At 51.9% G+C, this 16,872-nt stretch carries 18 protein-coding genes; 15 read left to right on the top strand and 3 right to left on the bottom strand.

Annotation, left to right across the window (positions count from 1 at the left end; genetic code table 11):
• Positions 1 to 529 precede the first annotated feature (529 nt).
• Positions 530 to 1,486 carry an acetyltransferase domain-containing protein gene (locus tag IE076_RS09455; protein ID WP_189436538.1) on the bottom strand — a complete coding sequence of 319 codons (957 nt, stop codon included), beginning with the start codon at positions 1,484 to 1,486 and terminating at the stop codon, positions 530 to 532.
• Positions 1,487 to 1,726: 240 nt separating this feature from the next.
• Between IE076_RS09455 and IE076_RS09450 the strand changes: the two genes are divergently transcribed.
• Together IE076_RS09450 and IE076_RS09445 are read left to right on the top strand one after the other, a co-directional pair.
• Complete coding sequence (locus tag IE076_RS09450) at positions 1,727 to 2,098, top strand: septal ring lytic transglycosylase RlpA family protein (protein ID WP_209009047.1); 372 nt, start codon at positions 1,727 to 1,729, stop codon at positions 2,096 to 2,098.
• A gap of 120 nt (positions 2,099 to 2,218) precedes the next feature.
• Positions 2,219 to 3,196, top strand: coding sequence for a DUF1402 family protein (locus IE076_RS09445; RefSeq protein ID WP_189436536.1), 978 nt, complete (start codon positions 2,219 to 2,221; stop codon positions 3,194 to 3,196).
• 65 nt (positions 3,197 to 3,261) lie between these two features.
• Here IE076_RS09445 and IE076_RS09440 read toward each other — a convergent pair whose 3' ends face one another.
• The gene (locus tag IE076_RS09440; RefSeq protein ID WP_280514295.1) at positions 3,262 to 3,927 is read right to left on the bottom strand and encodes an MBL fold metallo-hydrolase; all 666 of its coding nucleotides are present in this window, start codon (positions 3,925 to 3,927) and stop codon (positions 3,262 to 3,264) included.
• A gap of 547 nt (positions 3,928 to 4,474) precedes the next feature.
• Here IE076_RS09440 and IE076_RS22975 point away from each other — a divergent pair.
• The 6 genes from IE076_RS22975 (at position 4,475) to IE076_RS09410 (ending at position 8,922) form a co-directional block, all read left to right on the top strand.
• A complete protein-coding gene (locus IE076_RS22975) occupies positions 4,475 to 5,113 on the top strand; it encodes a cold-shock protein (RefSeq protein ID WP_280514294.1) in 639 nt (212 codons plus the stop codon).
• Positions 5,114 to 5,310: 197 nt separating this feature from the next.
• Positions 5,311 to 6,165, top strand: coding sequence for a 23S rRNA (adenine(2030)-N(6))-methyltransferase RlmJ (locus IE076_RS09430; protein WP_189436535.1), 855 nt, complete (start codon positions 5,311 to 5,313; stop codon positions 6,163 to 6,165).
• 174 nt (positions 6,166 to 6,339) lie between these two features.
• Positions 6,340 to 6,867: a hypothetical protein gene (locus tag IE076_RS22655; protein WP_209008997.1), complete on the top strand. Its 528-nt coding sequence runs from the start codon at positions 6,340 to 6,342 to the stop codon at positions 6,865 to 6,867.
• Between the two features lie 112 nt (positions 6,868 to 6,979).
• The gene (gene hemG, locus IE076_RS09420) at positions 6,980 to 7,507 is read left to right on the top strand and encodes a menaquinone-dependent protoporphyrinogen IX dehydrogenase (protein ID WP_189436534.1); all 528 of its coding nucleotides are present in this window, start codon (positions 6,980 to 6,982) and stop codon (positions 7,505 to 7,507) included.
• 162 nt (positions 7,508 to 7,669) lie between these two features.
• A complete protein-coding gene (locus IE076_RS09415) occupies positions 7,670 to 8,287 on the top strand; it encodes a glutathione S-transferase (protein ID WP_189436533.1) in 618 nt (205 codons plus the stop codon).
• 2 nt (positions 8,288 to 8,289) lie between these two features.
• A complete protein-coding gene (locus tag IE076_RS09410; RefSeq protein ID WP_189436532.1) occupies positions 8,290 to 8,922 on the top strand; it encodes a glutathione S-transferase family protein in 633 nt (210 codons plus the stop codon).
• Positions 8,923 to 8,979: 57 nt separating this feature from the next.
• On the opposite strand, the gene IE076_RS09405 is transcribed toward IE076_RS09410, so the two are convergent.
• Positions 8,980 to 9,645: an outer membrane protein gene (locus tag IE076_RS09405; protein WP_189436531.1), complete on the bottom strand. Its 666-nt coding sequence runs from the start codon at positions 9,643 to 9,645 to the stop codon at positions 8,980 to 8,982.
• Positions 9,646 to 10,040: 395 nt separating this feature from the next.
• Here IE076_RS09405 and IE076_RS09400 point away from each other — a divergent pair, with 395 nt between their 5' ends.
• From IE076_RS09400 to pgsA, 7 genes are all read left to right on the top strand, one after another.
• Positions 10,041 to 11,030, top strand: a complete 990-nt coding sequence (locus tag IE076_RS09400) for a calcium/sodium antiporter (protein ID WP_189436530.1) — start codon at positions 10,041 to 10,043, stop codon at positions 11,028 to 11,030.
• 99 nt (positions 11,031 to 11,129) lie between these two features.
• Entirely contained in the window at positions 11,130 to 13,163 is a 2,034-nt protein-coding gene (gene uvrC, locus IE076_RS09395) for an excinuclease ABC subunit UvrC (RefSeq protein ID WP_189436529.1), read from the top strand.
• Positions 13,164 to 13,243: 80 nt separating this feature from the next.
• Entirely contained in the window at positions 13,244 to 14,275 is a 1,032-nt protein-coding gene (locus tag IE076_RS09390) for an endonuclease/exonuclease/phosphatase family protein (protein ID WP_209008996.1), read from the top strand.
• Positions 14,276 to 14,324: 49 nt separating this feature from the next.
• Positions 14,325 to 15,014 (top strand): HAD family hydrolase, encoded by a 690-nt coding sequence (locus IE076_RS09385; protein ID WP_189436528.1) that lies wholly within the window; start codon positions 14,325 to 14,327, stop codon positions 15,012 to 15,014.
• Positions 15,015 to 15,186: 172 nt separating this feature from the next.
• A complete protein-coding gene (locus IE076_RS09380) occupies positions 15,187 to 15,825 on the top strand; it encodes a thymidine kinase (RefSeq protein ID WP_189436527.1) in 639 nt (212 codons plus the stop codon).
• 26 nt (positions 15,826 to 15,851) lie between these two features.
• On the top strand, positions 15,852 to 16,133 hold the full coding sequence (locus IE076_RS09375; RefSeq protein ID WP_189436526.1) for an HlyU family transcriptional regulator: 282 nt from the start codon (positions 15,852 to 15,854) through the stop codon (positions 16,131 to 16,133).
• A 117-nt stretch (positions 16,134 to 16,250) separates the two neighbouring features.
• Positions 16,251 to 16,823 (top strand): CDP-diacylglycerol--glycerol-3-phosphate 3-phosphatidyltransferase, encoded by a 573-nt coding sequence (gene pgsA, locus IE076_RS09370; protein ID WP_189436525.1) that lies wholly within the window; start codon positions 16,251 to 16,253, stop codon positions 16,821 to 16,823.
• The last annotated feature ends 49 nt before the right edge of the window (positions 16,824 to 16,872 follow it).

Below are 16,872 nucleotides of genomic sequence, written 5' to 3'. Positions count from 1 at the left end.
AACACTATATTAGCATAGACTGAATCTATACTTCCCCCACCAACACGAATATCCCAACATCACTTCAATAGAACTGCGTATATTTACCGAGTAATATATTATCCGTACATTTGACGTGGTCAATACCATCTATATGTAGTTTTAGGCATTTTTCTTCTGAGGTTTCCCTTTCACCACCCCAACAGATGCACAAAATATGACTTCCGCGTGCATCTAGAAACTCCGCATTGACAGCAAAAAACCCATTCAATTCCGAAGCTTACGTTTACGGAAGAGTGAAATTTTTGCGATCATAGAAAGCGCGCGTAGCAACGCTGCAGCCCCTGAAATTTCAGCGGGCAAAAAGTCATTTTTTTCAATGGAATGAAGGCCTAACGGCTTTTTTGGGTACCCAGAATCGCAATATCAGGCAGACGCCAGCGAATTGATTCACTCGTATTTGAATCAAACTGAACTATTTTTCTGCCTACACAAAAGCTGGCCGCTCACAAAAGAAAGCGGGCGCCATACTCCATCCGTAAACACTGGCCTAACGCTGCAAACACATCTGAAATACCCGCTGCGCAAGCTCCCGCATGTCAGGATCATTCGGCCTACTCAACAGCTCCTCCCAGAGCCCACGGTCAATCATCTCAGAGGAGGTACAAGCACAAGCCCGCTCACACTGCTCAACGTCCACACTCTGACTACAAGCAGCCACACAGGATTGCTGAAAGCTCCTGACCTGCGCTTCACCACTCGTATTACCGATCACGCCAACAGTAACTGCGGTCCAAACAAGTCCGAACAGGATCGGCTGATGCAAAAGGTAGGTTGCAAGTGAATGGCGACCAAACCACGCAAAAAAACGCGAAAAAACGTTAGGTGACGCAGATCCACGCAACAGGCGCAGCAGGTCATAACGCGCAAAGAAACTCCCGCACCCAACCCCGAGCAGCACAGGCCCGAACCAAGGGATAAGCGGCACATAATCAACGGAAGACTGCGGAGAAGATGTGAGCCCAAGCCAGAACAGCTGGTTATAAGGCAGCACGAAATCCCCCATCCAATGATAGAGCAGGATCACCCCGGCACCACATAGCAACGCAATAAGATAGTGAACACGCAAAAATGGCAAAGCAAGAAGGCTGGAGACAACAATGGAGTGCAAGATTCCAAAGCGAACCCATTGATCCTGAAAGACAAAATAGGTGACCACAGAAACCGCAAGCGCCGCAATTGCAACTTTCACTTCCCGTCGCCAGAAACTCTTCCAGCGAATACCATCCTTATGCGCCAATACCAGGCTGAAGCCGACCAGAAACAAAAAGCTCCCTGCAATCAACTGTGCGAACAAGCGCCAGTCTGGGCCAGCGGCCACGTTCCAGCCCACAATACCAAACCATGTGAGATCCCAGGAGAAGTGGTAGATCGCCATCGCCAAAAGCGCGAGACCACGCGCCACGTCCGCGAGGATAAGTCTTCCAGTCAATGCGTGTTGCTGCATCGTTGTCCCCTTCTACCAGAGATAGCTCAAGCGGTTCACACCACTACAAACACGTTGAGTATCTTCAATCTTCATAAACCAACTCACAAACACAGAAAATCTCTCTGGTCCCAATAGTGAGAGGAACCCTGTATAATTGGTGTAAATAAACTGCCAAAAGGCCTCGGAATGTCATGGAATACAAAAGGGCTGACCCATAGCGGCAGCCGCATCTACGCCCTCCTCCTCCTAATTGCCACTATGCTGATCGTCCTGTTCGCCTTTGTTTTAACCCCCCAACAGATACAAGTTTCCAGAACCGCACAATGCGGAGAAGCATCCTGGTATGCCCTGCATTCCAAGACTGCCAGCGGGGAAATGATGGACCCCAGGAAATTCACCGCCGCACACCTGACCCTGCCAATGGGAACCAACGTTCACGTCACAAACCTGCGCAATGGCAAAACATTGACAGTACGCGTAAATGACCGCGGCCCCTATGCAAAAAGTCGTTTGATTGACCTGTCCCGAGCTGCTGCGGCTGAATTGGATTTCCTGAACAGTGGGGTAACTCAGGTCCGCATTTCCGTCTCAAGTGAATTCAGCCACTACATGAACGGGCATTCCTGCTAAAAATTACACTATACTTATTCCATCAAGATCAAACGCACCTATGAGTAAATTTTTAGGATAATTCAGGTAAATATCAGGCAACCAAGACTGATAACAATTATAATTCAGAGTCTGATTGCTATGAAGTTATCGCGTAAAACGAGCCTCTTTCTTTTAGCCATAGCCCTGACCTTACCTTCTACTGACTTACTCTTAAGCCCGGCCAAGGCCAATGTTCCCCTTGTTGTGCCCGCTGGCAACCGTTTAAAAAGCCAACCGACCATTCCGATTGCGTCTGCAACACGCACCAATGCCTTCAATCGGACATATGAGAAGAAGTTCCAACGCATTCTCGCAGTGCTCAAAAGAGAACATCGCTTGATCCGAAACATCAAGCAGGTTGCCGCTCTATACAACATTGATCCCGTTCACATTCTGGGCGCAATCGTCGGCGAACACACCTATAATTACGATAGCCTCGACAGCGCGCAAGGCTATTACATGAAGGCCTTGCAATATGCGCGCATTCGGATTTCCTTTCAGTATGAGGGAGAAGAAGTCTGGAGCTTCGTCAAGCGCCCCCAGTTTAACAAATGCCGCCAAGAGGAAACCAGCAACAGTCGCTGGAGGTGTTACGAACTTGTCTGGAACACAAGGTTCATGGGTAAGACAGTCGGCGGTACCCGCTATCCGCACGAACCATTTCACAGAGCCTTCTTCAGACCAATGTATGCAGGGCAAAGCTTCGGTTTGGGGCAGATAACTCCGCTCACTGCGCTAAAGATGAATGATATGGTCAGCAGCATCAGCGGCCTGCCAAAGCTCAGCTCAAAGGATGCGTCAGGGCTCTATAAGACAGTGATGGACCCAAACAAATCAATCCATTACACCGCAGCAGTCCTAAGGGATGCCATCAACGCCTATAAACAGGTGGCCAACGTCGACATCTCAAGGAACCCCGGCATCACCTCAACGCTCTACAATCTTGGCAACCCTTGGGAACGAGCCATTTCCTACCGAAACAAGCGCAGAACAAGGCCTTCACATTTGCCGCGCGAGAATTACTACGGTTGGCTCATCAACGAACGGATCGATGAACTCCGCGCAGTCCTCCAATAGCGCCAGGCGTTTCTACAACAAAAAGGGGAGCCCAAGCTCCCCATCATTTCGGCATATCGCCCGAACTATTTCAGAAACGGGTTGTTTAACTTCTCGTGCCCAATCGAAGACGCAGGTCCGTGTCCCGGCAGGAAGGTAATGTCATCACCCAGCGGCAATAGCTTGTTCTTGATTGAGGCAATAAGTGTATCGTGATCGCCACCCGGCAAATCCGTACGTCCGATAGAGCCAGCAAAGAGCACATCACCTGAGATCGCCAGCTTCAGATCCGCATTGAAAAACACCACATGCCCCGGCGCATGACCCGGACAATGCAGTACCTGAAACTCAACACCAGCCGCGTTGACCACATCCCCTTCAACAAGCCACTGGTCTGGCTCCACTTTTCGCACAGCGTCCAAACCAAACTGCTTTGCTTGCTCTTCAACGCGGTCAATCAGCGGACGATCAGCTTCATGTGGCCCGATCACTTTAACGCCCAGCGCTTCTGCCAGTTCAGCCGCACCACCGATGTGATCGATGTGTCCATGAGTGATGAGGATATGCTCAACAGTAACACCGAGCTCATTCAGCGCAGCACGGATGTTTTCCACGTCTCCACCCGGATCGACAACAACCGCTTTATGCGTGGTCTTGTTCCAAACGATGCTACAGTTCTGCTGGAAGGCCGTAACCGGGACAACAGTTATCTGAATGTCTGACAGGTCTGCTTTATTGCTGACGTCACTCATGAGCGCTTCATCTCCAAATTCCGAATTTTTGCACCATACAGTAATCAGATATGCCGGGCTACTCTCCCTTCAGCCGGAACCAAGCTGATACGACTGATTTCTTTCACACTTCCAAAAAACTCATCCATTTTTATGCCACCTATAATTGCAGCCGCAGTAATGCATGCAGCTTTCATTTCATCAAACAAAAATATTCAGTCATTCTGAGGTAAATCATAGATTCTTTTTCCTCATTCCATGACATAACCCCCTATTTCACAGGGTTTTACCTCTAACTTCCCTAGGAAAAGCTTGCTCTATTACCCGAGTAAACCCTATTATATGCCGCACACTCGTGAAGATTGCCTACGTTGAACTGGCCAATATTGTTATCCAGCCAAGCAACCTAGGAGTGTTTGCGGTGTAAGGCAGGTAGGAGCTCTTAACCAAAGCCCCACTAAGACATTTGATATTATTATTTGTTTGTTTTCGGACGGGCATTTGGCTTTGAGAAAGCGAGTACATGCGGATACTGGCAGGTTAAATCCGCAGGAAAGGCGATATTGTAATGCATAATGGGAATTCGGGTCGTCGGCCACGCAGCAAACGCGGTGGCAAGCGCGAATTTGGGGATTCGCAGAATTTCGGCCCGGAGTTTGGGGCACCAGCATATTTTCCGGCAGATTCCGAGCGTGTTGCCTACGCGCCTCCTCGGATGGAAAATGAACGCAGAGGTCCCTACGGTAACCGCAGACCGGGAGGGTACGGCGGAGACCAGAATAACGGGTACCACGCAAGCGGGCAGGACGACGGTGGCCGTGGTGGATATGGCAACCAGGGCGGTGGCGGTGGTTTCCGCGACGGACCTAACGGTGGTGGAGGCGGACGACGCAGCTACCCACCAGTGGAACGCGGACCGCGCCAATCAGGCACTGTCAAGTTCTTCAAGCTGGATAAGGGCTTCGGCTTTATCACACCAGACGAAGGCGAAAACGACGTGTTCGTCCACATCTCGGCGGTTGAACGCTCCGGCCTGACAACGCTGGACAGCGGGCAGCGGATTTCTTTTGAGACTGAGCCAGATCGCAGGGGCAAAGGTCCAAAGGCAGTTGAACTGCGACTGGAAGACAGCCCGGCAGAGCCATCTGAGAGCGCTGAACCTCAGCCTGAGATGAACAACGATCTTGACAGCGTGAGCCAGGACTAACCCTTCTGGAACAGCACTGTTGATTTGCTAAAGGCAGCACTACGCTGCCTTTAGTTTTGGGCGCGCAACCACGCTTTGCGCCTTGTGTCCCTGCCTGCCATCAGACTATAAGGCCGACAACGAACCCATTAACAATAGCGCCTCTAAAGAACTCCACCCTTGCAGCAGCGCGCGATAAAGGCCAACAGGCGCTCACAATGAATTACCGGCACATTTACCACGCAGGCAATATTGGCGATGTACTCAAACACGTCGTCCTCGCCAACATCCTGAAATATCTTCAAAAGAAAGAAGGTGCCTACCGGGTACTGGACACCCATGCCGGGGTTGGCCTGTATGACCTGACCTCCGAAAAAGCGCAGAAAACCGGAGAGTGGCAGCAAGGCGTTGGCAAAGTGCTGGAAGAAGTTGCCTCTGCTCCCGAGCCTGTAAAGCAAGTCCTCGCCCCCTGGCTGGAAACCGTTGAAACTCTCAACCCCGGCGGCGGCGTGCAGTTTTACCCCGGCTCCCCGGAAATTTCCTGCATGCTGGCCAGAAAGCAGGACCGTCTGACACTCACAGAACTTCATCCAGAGGATTTTGAAGAGCTGAAGAACAATTACGGCGGGGACAAAAAGATCAAGGTGATTGCACTGGATGCGTGGCTAGCATTGGGTAGCTTCCTCCCCCCTAAAGAAAGACGCGGCGTCGTACTGATTGATCCGGCCTTCGAAGTAGAGGATGAGTTCGCCCGCGTTGCAGAAGGCGTCATTCGTGGCTGGAAGAGATGGCCAACCGGCACATTCGCCATCTGGTATCCGGTCAAAGACTTCAGAGCAGTCCGGCAACTTGTTGCAAAACTTGACGAAGCTGGCATCCGCAATACCGTGAAAATGGAGTTGTCTGCAGGCAAGGTCAGCGCAGATGCGCCTATGAAAGCCAGTGGCATGATGGTCATCAACCCACCGTGGACGCTAGCAAAAGACATGAACACCGCCTTGCCATGGCTCTGCAAAACTCTGACACAGGGCACCAATGCCTCGTGGAATGTGGAGCAGGTTATACCTGAGTAACCCCTCAGAACCTTATATTGACCAAATCCCGCAAATCACTGCTTTCTAGAAGCGCAGGGCAAAAGCTCATGCGCTTTTAGTATCTCGTCGCGCCTCTTTGAGGCTGGTGCATATAGCTTCCTGCAGACAGCCTACGCTGTTCTGGACCAGCCAGCCTTTCCGTGGAGAGTGTGAATGCGCGCGAGATCGATCCTTACCCTATTGACTGCAACTCTAATGAGCGTCATCGCCACCGAGACCACATTTTCTGCTGATGCGGTCGCACCCGGTTCCTACGACGCCACCATTCCTCAAGTAGAAGATCAGGATCTAATTGGTCGAGAAGACAGGGTCTACTTTGGATGGGCTGGTGATTATCTGCCCACCTGTGATTCTCGCAGGGCTCAGCGCGCAGTCATGCGTCGGGTGGCACGCGCCTATCGCAGCTACTACGATGGGCGAAGGATCAAGCTGCTCGAAGATATTCGCGAGTCCGGTTTCACAATCCGAAGCCCAAGCCCTGTGGGCCGTCGTTACTGCAATGGCATGGCAACGCTGACCGACGACACTCGCTACCGTGTCTATTACGCACTGGTGCAATACGATGGATTTCTCGGCATCTCATGGAGTGCCAAAGTCTGCCTGGATGGCCTCGACAAGTTCCGGGTCTACGACGGTGACTGCCGGGTTGTGCGCCCTGAGCAGGAAATCATCCCCCGCTAACCCGTTGCCTCATGGGCGCTATTACATCGTGCGTTGCTACATGATGTCTCCTAGGAGGGCCTAACTCTGAGATCTATAGTGGGTCTCAGCACAGTCCTCCGGGGTTCAGTTGATGAAGCACTATCTCGCCTACGCCAGCCACGATGGCCAAACCAAAAAGATAATCCGCAAGATCTCCGAGGTTCTTGAGCGAAGTGGCGAAGAAGTCGTGCCCCTCCCCCTCACAACGGGACTGGAAGTGCTGCCCTCTGATTTGCAGAGCGCTCGAATTCTGATCGGCGCTCCGATCCGCTACGGCTTCCACTTGCGGCCGGTGCGCCAATTCGTAAAGCGCAACCTTGTGGACCTGAACACCGCCCAATCTGCCTTCTTCTCGGTCAACCTAACAGCCAGAAAGCCTGAGAAGCGCACTCCCCAGACCAATGGCTATCTCAGGAAATTCCTCGAAAAATCAAAATTCAAGCCCAAGACGACAGCCGTCTTCGCCGGTGCCCTTTGCTACCCAAACTATAAGCCCTGGGACCGGTTGATGATCCAGCTCATCATGAAGATAACCAACGGCCCAACAGACCCGACGCTCTCAATCGAATTTACGGATTGGGACGCTGTCGAACGTTTCGCAGAGGAACTCACCCACTAGCACATAGCTCTACTACAATCAGAGCGAAGTCACTTGCATTATTGGAAGAAACGCGGATATCGTTCAGCCCACTTATTTCATCCAGAGCGCGTCGCTGAAAGAACTCCCTCTTTCGGATATAAATGCGCAACAACATGATCCCGTGTTTTACAGGTGGCTGATATGCAAACTCTTCGTTCCTCCAGCGCTTCTCCGTTTGGCAGAAAAATCAAACTTGCGCTGTATGTCCTGGGCTTCTCAGATAAAGTAAGCGTTGATCCCGCCAAGACACTTGACCCCAATGATACACTTCGCCAGCAAAACCCTCTGGGCAAGATCCCCTGCCTGATCCTTGAGGACGGCAATGTGCTTTACGACAGCCGCGTCATCACCGAGTATCTCGACTATATGGCTGGTGGCGAAAAGCTGATCCCCGCCGGCGCGGAACGCTTTGAGGTCCTGACCAAACAAGCACTCGCCGATGGCCTCACCGATGCCGCAATCCAGATCGTCTATGAAAAACGTATGCGCCCTGAAGAAAAGGTCCATCAGGACTGGATGGATTATCAGCAGGCCAAGATTGACCGCGCACTGAACGCGTTTGAAAACAACCCACTGCCCCCGGTTCAACACAACTCACCCGACGCCGCACAAATCGCCCTCGCTTGCGCTCTGGGCTACCTTGATCTCCGCTTTGCTGGCGAATGGCGCAAATCATATCCGACAACCGTTGCATGGCTTGATGACTTCGCATCCAGCGTCCCCGCCTACGACAAAACCAAACCTGAGCCAGGGGCATAACCATGATTGTTCTACGCACATCAACCACATCTCCTTACGGGCGTAAGGTTCGCTTGGCAGCCGCCGTGCTCGGCCTTCAGGATCTCCTAAAGATTGACTGGGCAGATACAAGAGCCAGCGAAGGCTCTTTGTACAAGCAAAACCCGCTCGCGAAAGTACCCACACTCCTGCTGGAGAACGGCGATGTCGTTTACGACAGCCGTGTTACACTAGAGTTCCTGGATACACGCGCAGGCGGTGGCAAGATCATTCCGACTGGTGAAGCACGCATCCCGGCTCTGACCAAACAGGCGATGGCAGACGGCATCACCGATGCGGCAATTCAAGCTCAGATCGAGATGAGAAATCACAGCAAAGAGCACTGGAACATAGTCTGGATTGAACGTCAGCAAGGCAAAGTGGACCGCACACTCAAAGCCTTTAATGACACACCGCTGCCAACCCCGGACCAGAGCAACGGCATTCCCGATTGCGCACAAATCGCACTCGCCTGCTCACTGGGCTATCTGGATCTGCGGGCAAATGGCGACTGGCGTAAGCAAAACCCGGAGCTGGTGCGCTGGCACAAAGCTTTTATTGCGCAAATTCCAGCCTACAACGAAACGCTGGCACCTGAGATGCTCGAAAAAAGCTAAAAACAAAAAAAGGCGCATGCGGAAAGCATGCGCCTTTTAAGCAGAACATCAGTTCGCTTAGAACTTCATGGAAACACCTGCGCGAACGAGATTTTCGTTCAGGCGGGTTTTCTCAGTGCTGTCACCAAAGTCAAATTTCTGAGTACCGAAGTCCTCGTAAAGGTATTCAACACGAGCAGTCAGAGTGTCAGTTACCGCGTGTTCAACACCGGCACCAACAACGTAACCAATTGCGTTGATGTTATCTTTGCCATCAGCAGTCTTAGCAGTCAGGTTCTTAACAGCACCACCACCGGTACCGTAAACAAGGGTACGGTCAAGAGCGTAACCAGCACGACCGCGAACAGTTCCGTTCCAGTCAGACTCAAGCTTAACGCCCGCTTTTGTCTCGTCAAAGTCATTGTACTGAATGTCAGCTTCAGCACCCAGCACCACGCTTGGAGCAATCATGAAGTTGTAACCAGCGTGCACGCCTGCGGTGACACCATCCTGATTGTCATCCAGAGCACCAGACGCTCCGTTTTTGCCATTCGCATCGAGGAAGCCCCAACCAGCGTTGGCACCAATGTATGCGCCTGACCAATCATAGGAAGAGAAGGTCGCTGGTGTATCGTAGGAAATTTCTGGCTGTACTGGCTGCACTGGCTGAGGGAGGTCAGCAGCAAGGGAGGTGCCAGCCATCAGGCCGAGGGCAATCGTGGTAAAAGACGCAATACGCAACATCTATCATTCTCCAACAAATATTTGCGGCACGTATGAAACGCAACCGCTAGGGGAAAGCGATCAAATAAGACCGCCTTGGGATGGAGAGAATGTATGATTTGACTTTGTGGCTGGATCTGACAGGAATTCTGTCTAATTCAAGGCAAACTACAGAAAGAATATGACATAATTAGCAACCCTTTGTTTACGCTAGGTAATACAGGGTATTTGAGTGACTTTTTTGCTATACTCGAACTACAATCAGTTCTACCTACTGAAATATTCGGAGTTATCTGATGTCAAAAGTGATCTGAGACACTTCAAGAACGCTGCAAACCTGTCTATATACCCGGTCAAGCTCCGGTATGCCCCCTTTGGTGTAATCAAATAACCTTATATAATTGGAATTTAAGCCAATGCTTTTCTCATATGCTGCCCTCCTCGGAGGTCTCGCACTCTTGATCTTTGCCGGTGATCTTCTTGTTCGCGGCGCTGTGTCAATTGCTAAGGCTTTGGGAATTCCAACACTCATCATCGGCTTGACCATTGTCGCCTTTGGCACCTCCGCACCAGAACTCTTTATCTCATTAAGTGCAGCATTCGACGGCGTCAGCGGCGTTGCCATCGGTAACGTTGTCGGGTCCAACATCGCGAATGTCCTGTTGGTTATGGGTGTCCCGGCACTCATTGCCGCAACACCATGCGATGAAAAAGGCGCCCACAGAAACGCACTGTTCATGCTTGTCGTCTCCGTGATCTTCGCCGCACTCTGCTTCTTGGGCACGCTCAATTTTTATGCCGGCATCGGTCTTCTTATACTGCTTGTAATCTTCCTTGCTGATTCAGTACGCGCAACAAGAAAGCACAAGAAAGAGAACGGCGTCAGCACCACAGCCGAAGCAGACGATGACGACGACGAAGATGAGCTCGACGTTGAATCCGTGCCGGAAAACAAGTTGGTTGCAACAGCCTACATTCTCTTTGGTCTGGTGGGCCTACCACTTGGCGCCCAGCTCACCATCAACGGCGCAACAGAACTCGCCTCATCCTGGGGTGTCTCCGACGCAGTGATCGGCCTGACCGTCGTTGCTCTTGGAACATCCCTGCCAGAGCTCGCCACAACGGTAATGGCAGCCATCCGTCAGCATTCGGCTGTAGCGATCGGCAACGTCATTGGCTCCAACGTCTTTAACCTGCTGGCGATTATGGGGATCACCGTCACCGTTATTCCGATCCCGGTTCCTGAGCAGATCCTCGTCTATGACATTTGGGTCATGCTGGCCTGTGCTGTGCTGCTCTACATATTTGCCGCCAAACGCCTGTGCCTCGGAAAAGTATGGGGCATCTTCCTGAGTGTTGCCTACATCGCTTACATCTACGGCGTATTTGCTCTGGACTTCATCTAACCCACCCAACTAAAACATGTATGAGAAGCCGCACCAAACGTTGAATCGGATAGGATGCGGCTCAATATTTTGCTTCAGCACACCGAGAGCACGTAAATCATGGCAAAAGACACATCAGACATGCCTGCACAAGCAGAAGACAATGTTGATGTGCCTGAAAACAACCCGCAGATCCAGTTTGAGAGCAACGCCTCCCCACGCAAACCCGGTGTCAAAGGCGTTGAAGTCATTGCAGACTTCGTCAAACGCTTACCACTCGGCCCCGGTGTCTACCGCATGTTCGATGAGGATGGCGAAGTCCTTTACGTCGGCAAAGCCCGTTCTCTGAAAAAGCGTGTCACCAGCTACACACGGCTGCAAGGTCAATCCAACCGCATCATGCGCATGATCATGGCAACCGCTGCCATGGAGTTTGTTGAAACCCGCACCGAACCCGAAGCCCTGCTGCTGGAAGCAAACCTGATCAAGCGCTTGCGCCCGCGCTTTAACGTGCTGCTGCGCGACGACAAGTCCTTTCCGTACATCCTGATCAGCGCGGACCACGAAGCCCCTGCCCTGATCAAACACCGCGGTGCCCGCGCCAGAAAAGGCGACTACTTCGGACCGTTCGCCTCCGCCGGAGCAGTAAACGACACCATCAACGCCATGCAAAAGGCGTTCCTGATCCGCAACTGCACAGACAGTTACTACGCCAACCGCTCGCGCCCGTGCCTGCTCTATCAAATCAAACGTTGCTCAGCGCCGTGCACCGGCGAGATCTCCATCGATGACTACAAAGGCCTCGTAGCAGAAGCCAAGGCTTTCCTCTCCGGCAAAAGCCAACTCATCAAGCAGGATCTGGCCAAAGCCATGGAACAGGCCTCCGACAACCTCGACTTTGAACAGGCCGCAGTCTACCGCGACCGGATCGCAGCTCTTTCCCACGTCCAAAGCCATCAGGGCATCAATCCTCAAGGCATTGAGGAAGCCGACGTTTTCGCCACTTATCAGGAAGGCGGACAAACATGCGTGCAGGTCTTCTTCTTCCGGACCGGTCAAAACTGGGGCAACCGCGCGTACTTTCCAAAGGCGGACAAGAGTTACGAACCCTCTGAAGTTCTGGAGAGCTTTCTCTCCCAGTTCTACGAGGACAAGCCACCACCACGCATGGTCTTGCTCTCCCATGAGGTTGAAGAACACGACCTGCTAACAGAAGCCTTGTCTGCAAGAGCCAACCGCAAGGTTGAGATCGCGACACCAAAGCGCGGCGAAAAACGCGAACTGGTGGAACACGCGCTCACCAACGCCAAAGGCGCATTGGGCCGCAGGCTCGCCGAAACATCAAGCCAGCTCAAGCTGCTCAAAGGTGTGGCCGAAGCCTTCGATCTTGATCGTGTACCGCGCAGGATTGATGTCTTCGACAACTCCCATATCTCGGGAACAAACGCCGTTGGCGGCATGATCGTTGCTGGACCCGATGGTTTTGCCAAAGGCCAGTACCGAAAGTTCAACATCAAGTCGGAAGACCTGATCCCGGGCGATGACTACGGCATGATGAGAGAAGTACTTTCCCGCCGTTTCGCCCGCTTGATGAAAGAAAACCCGGAAGGCTACGAGCAAGCCGCCCGCTTCACAGCCCAATCACAGGTAGACCCAAAGCCCCGTGAGGATGAGCCGGAAACGGCACCCTCCAACGCAGACATCCCTGCATGGCCCGATCTCGTGTTGATCGATGGCGGTAAAGGTCAGCTTAGCGCCGTGCGTGAAACTCTCGAAGAAATGGGCATCACCGACATACCGCTGGTTGGCATTGCAAAGGGCCCCGACCGCGACGCTGGCCGCGAAAAGTTCTTCAAAACCGGCGCGCAAAGCTTCATGCTGCCAGAACGCGACCCCGTGCTTTACTTCGTGCAACGCATGCGCGACGAGGCGCACCGCTTTGCGATTGGCTCCCACCGAGCACGCCGCAAAAAAGCGATTGTGACAAATCCACTGGACGAGATTGCAGGTATTGGGCCGGCAAGAAAGCGTGTTTTACTCAGGCACTTCGGTACAGCTAAAGCAGTCTCAAAAGCAGGCATCAACGACTTGAGAGCCGTCTCCGGCATATCCGAGAGTATTGCAAAGTTGATTTATAACCACTTTCACGAATAATCACGAGATAGCGCGCCGTGTTCTCAGATCGACCATGATGCGCTACTCTCATGAAAATTTTGAAGTCAAAGGTGCAACACGTGGGATCAGTCAGGATCTTCTTAGAAAGAGAGCGAAAGGCCCCAATACTGCTCCGTTTGGCGCGTGCTGGCACGCTTGCAGTCACAGCCCTGCTCCTGTTTACGTTTATGGTGCCGGGAAATCTGGTGAGCGAAGCCGCCGCCTTCTTCATACCTCAACTAACCGCAGCTGGCTTCATCGGGCTCCTGATTTGGATCGCTACGGCCAAGACGCTTCACTGGATTCATTTAATTGCCCTGATCGGCTTAATCATCTCAAGCTATTGGATGGTCACAAGCGTCAGACAAGTCGTTCAACCAGCGACTATTTCAAGCACACAGGAAGGCGGAACCACGTTTAGCGTCATGAGCCTCAACCTCCTACACATGGGGTTCGACGCAGAGGCGCTTAAGCAGCTGATCGAAAAGCGCCAGCCAGATCTGATCACCTTCCAGGAAACAGCAAGCGCAACGCCGCGCCTCAAGGCATTCCTGACCGAGCACTACCAGCACACAATTCTGCCACCAGATAAGCATGACACAGACATCACGCTGTTTAGCAAATTCCCGATAAAGGATGCTGAACGCATTGTCGTACCCGGCCTCAAAGAAGGCCCCCACATTCCACGCGAATTCCTCAGCGCGCAAATCGACATCAACGGCACGCCTGTTCAGATCTACGCGATCCATCCAGCAAGCCCACGCGGACCAAACCGCTTGGAAGGACGCACCAGATATCTCGACCACGTGCGCGACCTAATAAAATCGCAAGATAAAACAGTACCAATAATCATTCAGGGCGACTGGAACACGCCGGTCTGGTCACAGACTTTCCAGAGCTTTCTCACAGAACTAAACCTGAAGACTGCTTTCACCAGTTTCCTACCCCGGACAACTCGATACTTTATCCACCCATCCTTTGAAGTTATGCTGGGCTCGAAAGTCGATCACATCGCTTCCTCTGAAGAAATACTAATTAAAGAGCACTTCATTGCTGAAAACGTGGGGTCTGATCACTTTCCAATCTTTGCAACACTGCACATACTACCTTAAAGTAAGCCTATAATAATATTCTAGGAACAAATCCGGAGGGAAGTTTGGAATGCCACGTGAGTTACTCGTATCGTTCGACGCAGACCAAACCCTCTTTGACTTTCAACGCATTCTCGATGAAGCCCTGATAACCACGGCAAGTTTTTTAAGTCACTATTCCAAGAAACCAATCACCCCCCGGCGCCTCAAGAAGATACGTAACTCGCTCGTCGAAGACGCCGGTCCCAACAGCATTCGCCTGCTGGAAATACGAAGAGCGTCTTTTGAACAAGCACTTAATCCACTGAGCAATGCTAAGGAATTGTCACAGCAGGCTCTGGAAGTATTCGAAAAGGTCCGCTTCGGAGATCCATACTTCTATCCCCATGTGAAAGAAACTCTGGCCACACTAAAGCGCAACTACAAGACCGCGCTCATCACCAACGGCAACTCCTGCCCCAAAAGCGCAGGCATCGCCCACCTCTTCGACTATGTGGTGATGGCAGAAGAATACCCTTACAAAAAACCGGACCCGCGTCTCTTCAATGCCATGTTGTCAATGGCAGGCATGGGCCCGGACAAACTGATTCATGTCGGGGACTCTCTTGAAGATGATATCGCAGGCGCAAACAACATCGGTGCCACCTCCGTCTGGTTTAATCCGCTTCACGACGACAACAGCTCCCCTGTCCTGCCCGATTATTCCATTGCCTGCATGAGAGAACTGCCCAGCTTGGTCGCCGGGTACGCCACACGATAGATTGTTTTTTCAAAGGCATCCGCCGTTTTTCCGGGTACATCACGCCTTCTGTCCAAAGTTTACCACTGAACCTTGTGAGTAACCGCCAAGGGTTCTAGCCTCCTTCACGAATCCATGTATGAAGACCTAATCAAATTGAATGCGATGAGGCGCTCTACGCCGCGAAGGGCAAATGGCAAAACTATATTTTAATTTCTCCGCAATGAATGCTGGTAAGTCTACTCTGCTGTTGCAAGCTTCCTATAACTATCAGGAACGTGGCATGCGCAGCCTGCTGTTCACAGCAGCACTCGACGACCGCACAAAGGTTGGAGAAATTTCCTCGCGTATCGGCCTGAAATCAGAGGCCCTGATCTACGACCCAAAGCTCGATCTATACGCTTGCATTGAAGAGCAGCTGAAAGAGCAGAAAATCAACGCTGTCTTCGTTGATGAAGCCCAGTTCCTGACCGAAGAACAAGTCTGGCAACTAGCCCGCGTCGCCGACCACCTACACATTCCGGTGATGACGTATGGCCTGCGAACCGACTTTCAGGGCAAGATGTTCCCGGGCAGCGCCGCGCTCCTAGCACTTGCAGATATCCTTCGCGAAGTTAGAACGATCTGTTGGTGCGGCTCCAAGGCGACCATGGTCGCACGCGTAGATGAAACCGGGAAGATTGTCGAAGAAGGTGACCAGGTTGTTATCGGCGGCGAGGAATCTTACATTTCGCTCTGCAGAAAGCACTGGTCAATGCGCAAGCTTGGTGAACCAAACAGTGAAAACAAGGATGCGCTCGCAGACATACTGTGCGAACCTGTAGATCACTAAAACGAAGTTTAGTCTCGGAGACAACCATGGGCTTTTTCTCACGTCTGTTCGGCGGCAATAAAGAAGAAACATCAAAACCTGCTGTACAAGCAGAAGAATTTGAAGGTTATCTGATTTACTCTGAACCAACTCGTCGTGACGGCCAGTGGCAAACAGCAGGCCGCATCACCAAGCAATTTGGTGAAGAAATCAAAGAACACGCATTTATTCGCGCCGATACCCATGGCTCTGAAGAGGAAGCAATCGAGTTCTCCTCGCGCAAGGCAAAGCAGATCATTAAAGAAATGGGCGACGGGATGTTTACATAATCCCGTATCTCTCCCCAAAGTCCCACATAAATAAGCGGGCCACAATTGACAGGAACCGCTTTGACGTGCACACCCTGCGTATGAACGCTCGTTAGACGCGTAAACTTGAAGGTCCAGATGTCCCGTAAGCTTATATTTTCACTTCCAAATATTCTTACTTACGGCCGTATTGCTGCGGTTCCGGCATTGGCTGTTTGTTTTTACTTTCCAGAAGACTCAGCACGTTGGGTGGCCCTTGGCATCTTTCTGGCAGCAGCCGTCACTGACTTTTTTGACGGGTACCTTGCACGAGCATGGCAGCAACAATCAGCTCTCGGTCGCATGTTGGACCCGATTGCAGACAAGCTCCTTGTATCAGTCAGCCTCTTGATGCTGGCATGGGATGGCACGATCGGAGAATGGTCCATCATCGCTGCAATCATCATCCTGTGCAGAGAAATACTGGTCTCCGGTTTGCGTGAATTCCTCGCAGAACTGCGCGTATCCGTACCCGTCACACAGCTTGCAAAGTGGAAAACAACCGTACAGCTCGTGGCTCTGGGCTTCCTGCTGGCAGGTCAGGCAGGAGATCTCATTTTCCCGTACACCACTTCCACTGGTATAGTGCTTCTTTGGGTCGCAGCGATTTTGACCCTATATACGGGTTATGACTATTTCCGCGCCGGAATTGGTCATCTGATTGAAGACTAACTCCAGCAAAAGACGAGGCTTTCAATAGCAGGAAGCCGCATGATACCGG

It is taken from the genome of Pseudovibrio japonicus, assembly GCF_014651595.1.
GTDB classification, from domain to species: Bacteria; Pseudomonadota; Alphaproteobacteria; order Rhizobiales; family Stappiaceae; genus Pseudovibrio; species Pseudovibrio japonicus.
The sequence above is the reverse complement of the archived record's forward strand: the minus strand, read 5'-3'. Positions and strand labels throughout refer to the sequence as shown.

Excerpts from the sequence above, each read along its gene's own strand:
- IE076_RS22655 (WP_209008997.1), top strand. The coding sequence starts at position 6,340 with ATGCGCGCGAGATCGATCCTTACCCTATTGACTGCAACTCTAATGAGC.
- IE076_RS09410 (WP_189436532.1), top strand. The coding sequence starts at position 8,290 with ATGATTGTTCTACGCACATCAACCACATCTCCTTACGGGCGTAAGGTT.
- IE076_RS09455 (WP_189436538.1), bottom strand. The coding sequence starts at position 1,486 with ATGCAGCAACACGCATTGACTGGAAGACTTATCCTCGCGGACGTGGCG.
- IE076_RS09415 (WP_189436533.1), top strand. The coding sequence starts at position 7,670 with ATGCAAACTCTTCGTTCCTCCAGCGCTTCTCCGTTTGGCAGAAAAATC.
- IE076_RS09385 (WP_189436528.1), top strand. The coding sequence starts at position 14,325 with ATGCCACGTGAGTTACTCGTATCGTTCGACGCAGACCAAACCCTCTTT.
- IE076_RS09450 (WP_209009047.1), top strand. The coding sequence starts at position 1,727 with ATGCTGATCGTCCTGTTCGCCTTTGTTTTAACCCCCCAACAGATACAA.
- hemG (WP_189436534.1), top strand. The coding sequence starts at position 6,980 with ATGAAGCACTATCTCGCCTACGCCAGCCACGATGGCCAAACCAAAAAG.
- IE076_RS09430 (WP_189436535.1), top strand. The coding sequence starts at position 5,311 with ATGAATTACCGGCACATTTACCACGCAGGCAATATTGGCGATGTACTC.
- IE076_RS09445 (WP_189436536.1), top strand. The coding sequence starts at position 2,219 with ATGAAGTTATCGCGTAAAACGAGCCTCTTTCTTTTAGCCATAGCCCTG.
- pgsA (WP_189436525.1), top strand. The coding sequence starts at position 16,251 with ATGTCCCGTAAGCTTATATTTTCACTTCCAAATATTCTTACTTACGGC.
- uvrC (WP_189436529.1), top strand. The coding sequence starts at position 11,130 with ATGGCAAAAGACACATCAGACATGCCTGCACAAGCAGAAGACAATGTT.
- IE076_RS09405 (WP_189436531.1), bottom strand. The coding sequence starts at position 9,645 with ATGTTGCGTATTGCGTCTTTTACCACGATTGCCCTCGGCCTGATGGCT.
- IE076_RS09380 (WP_189436527.1), top strand. The coding sequence starts at position 15,187 with ATGGCAAAACTATATTTTAATTTCTCCGCAATGAATGCTGGTAAGTCT.
- IE076_RS22975 (WP_280514294.1), top strand. The coding sequence starts at position 4,475 with ATGCATAATGGGAATTCGGGTCGTCGGCCACGCAGCAAACGCGGTGGC.
- IE076_RS09440 (WP_280514295.1), bottom strand. The coding sequence starts at position 3,927 with ATGAGTGACGTCAGCAATAAAGCAGACCTGTCAGACATTCAGATAACT.
- IE076_RS09400 (WP_189436530.1), top strand. The coding sequence starts at position 10,041 with ATGCTTTTCTCATATGCTGCCCTCCTCGGAGGTCTCGCACTCTTGATC.
- IE076_RS09375 (WP_189436526.1), top strand. The coding sequence starts at position 15,852 with ATGGGCTTTTTCTCACGTCTGTTCGGCGGCAATAAAGAAGAAACATCA.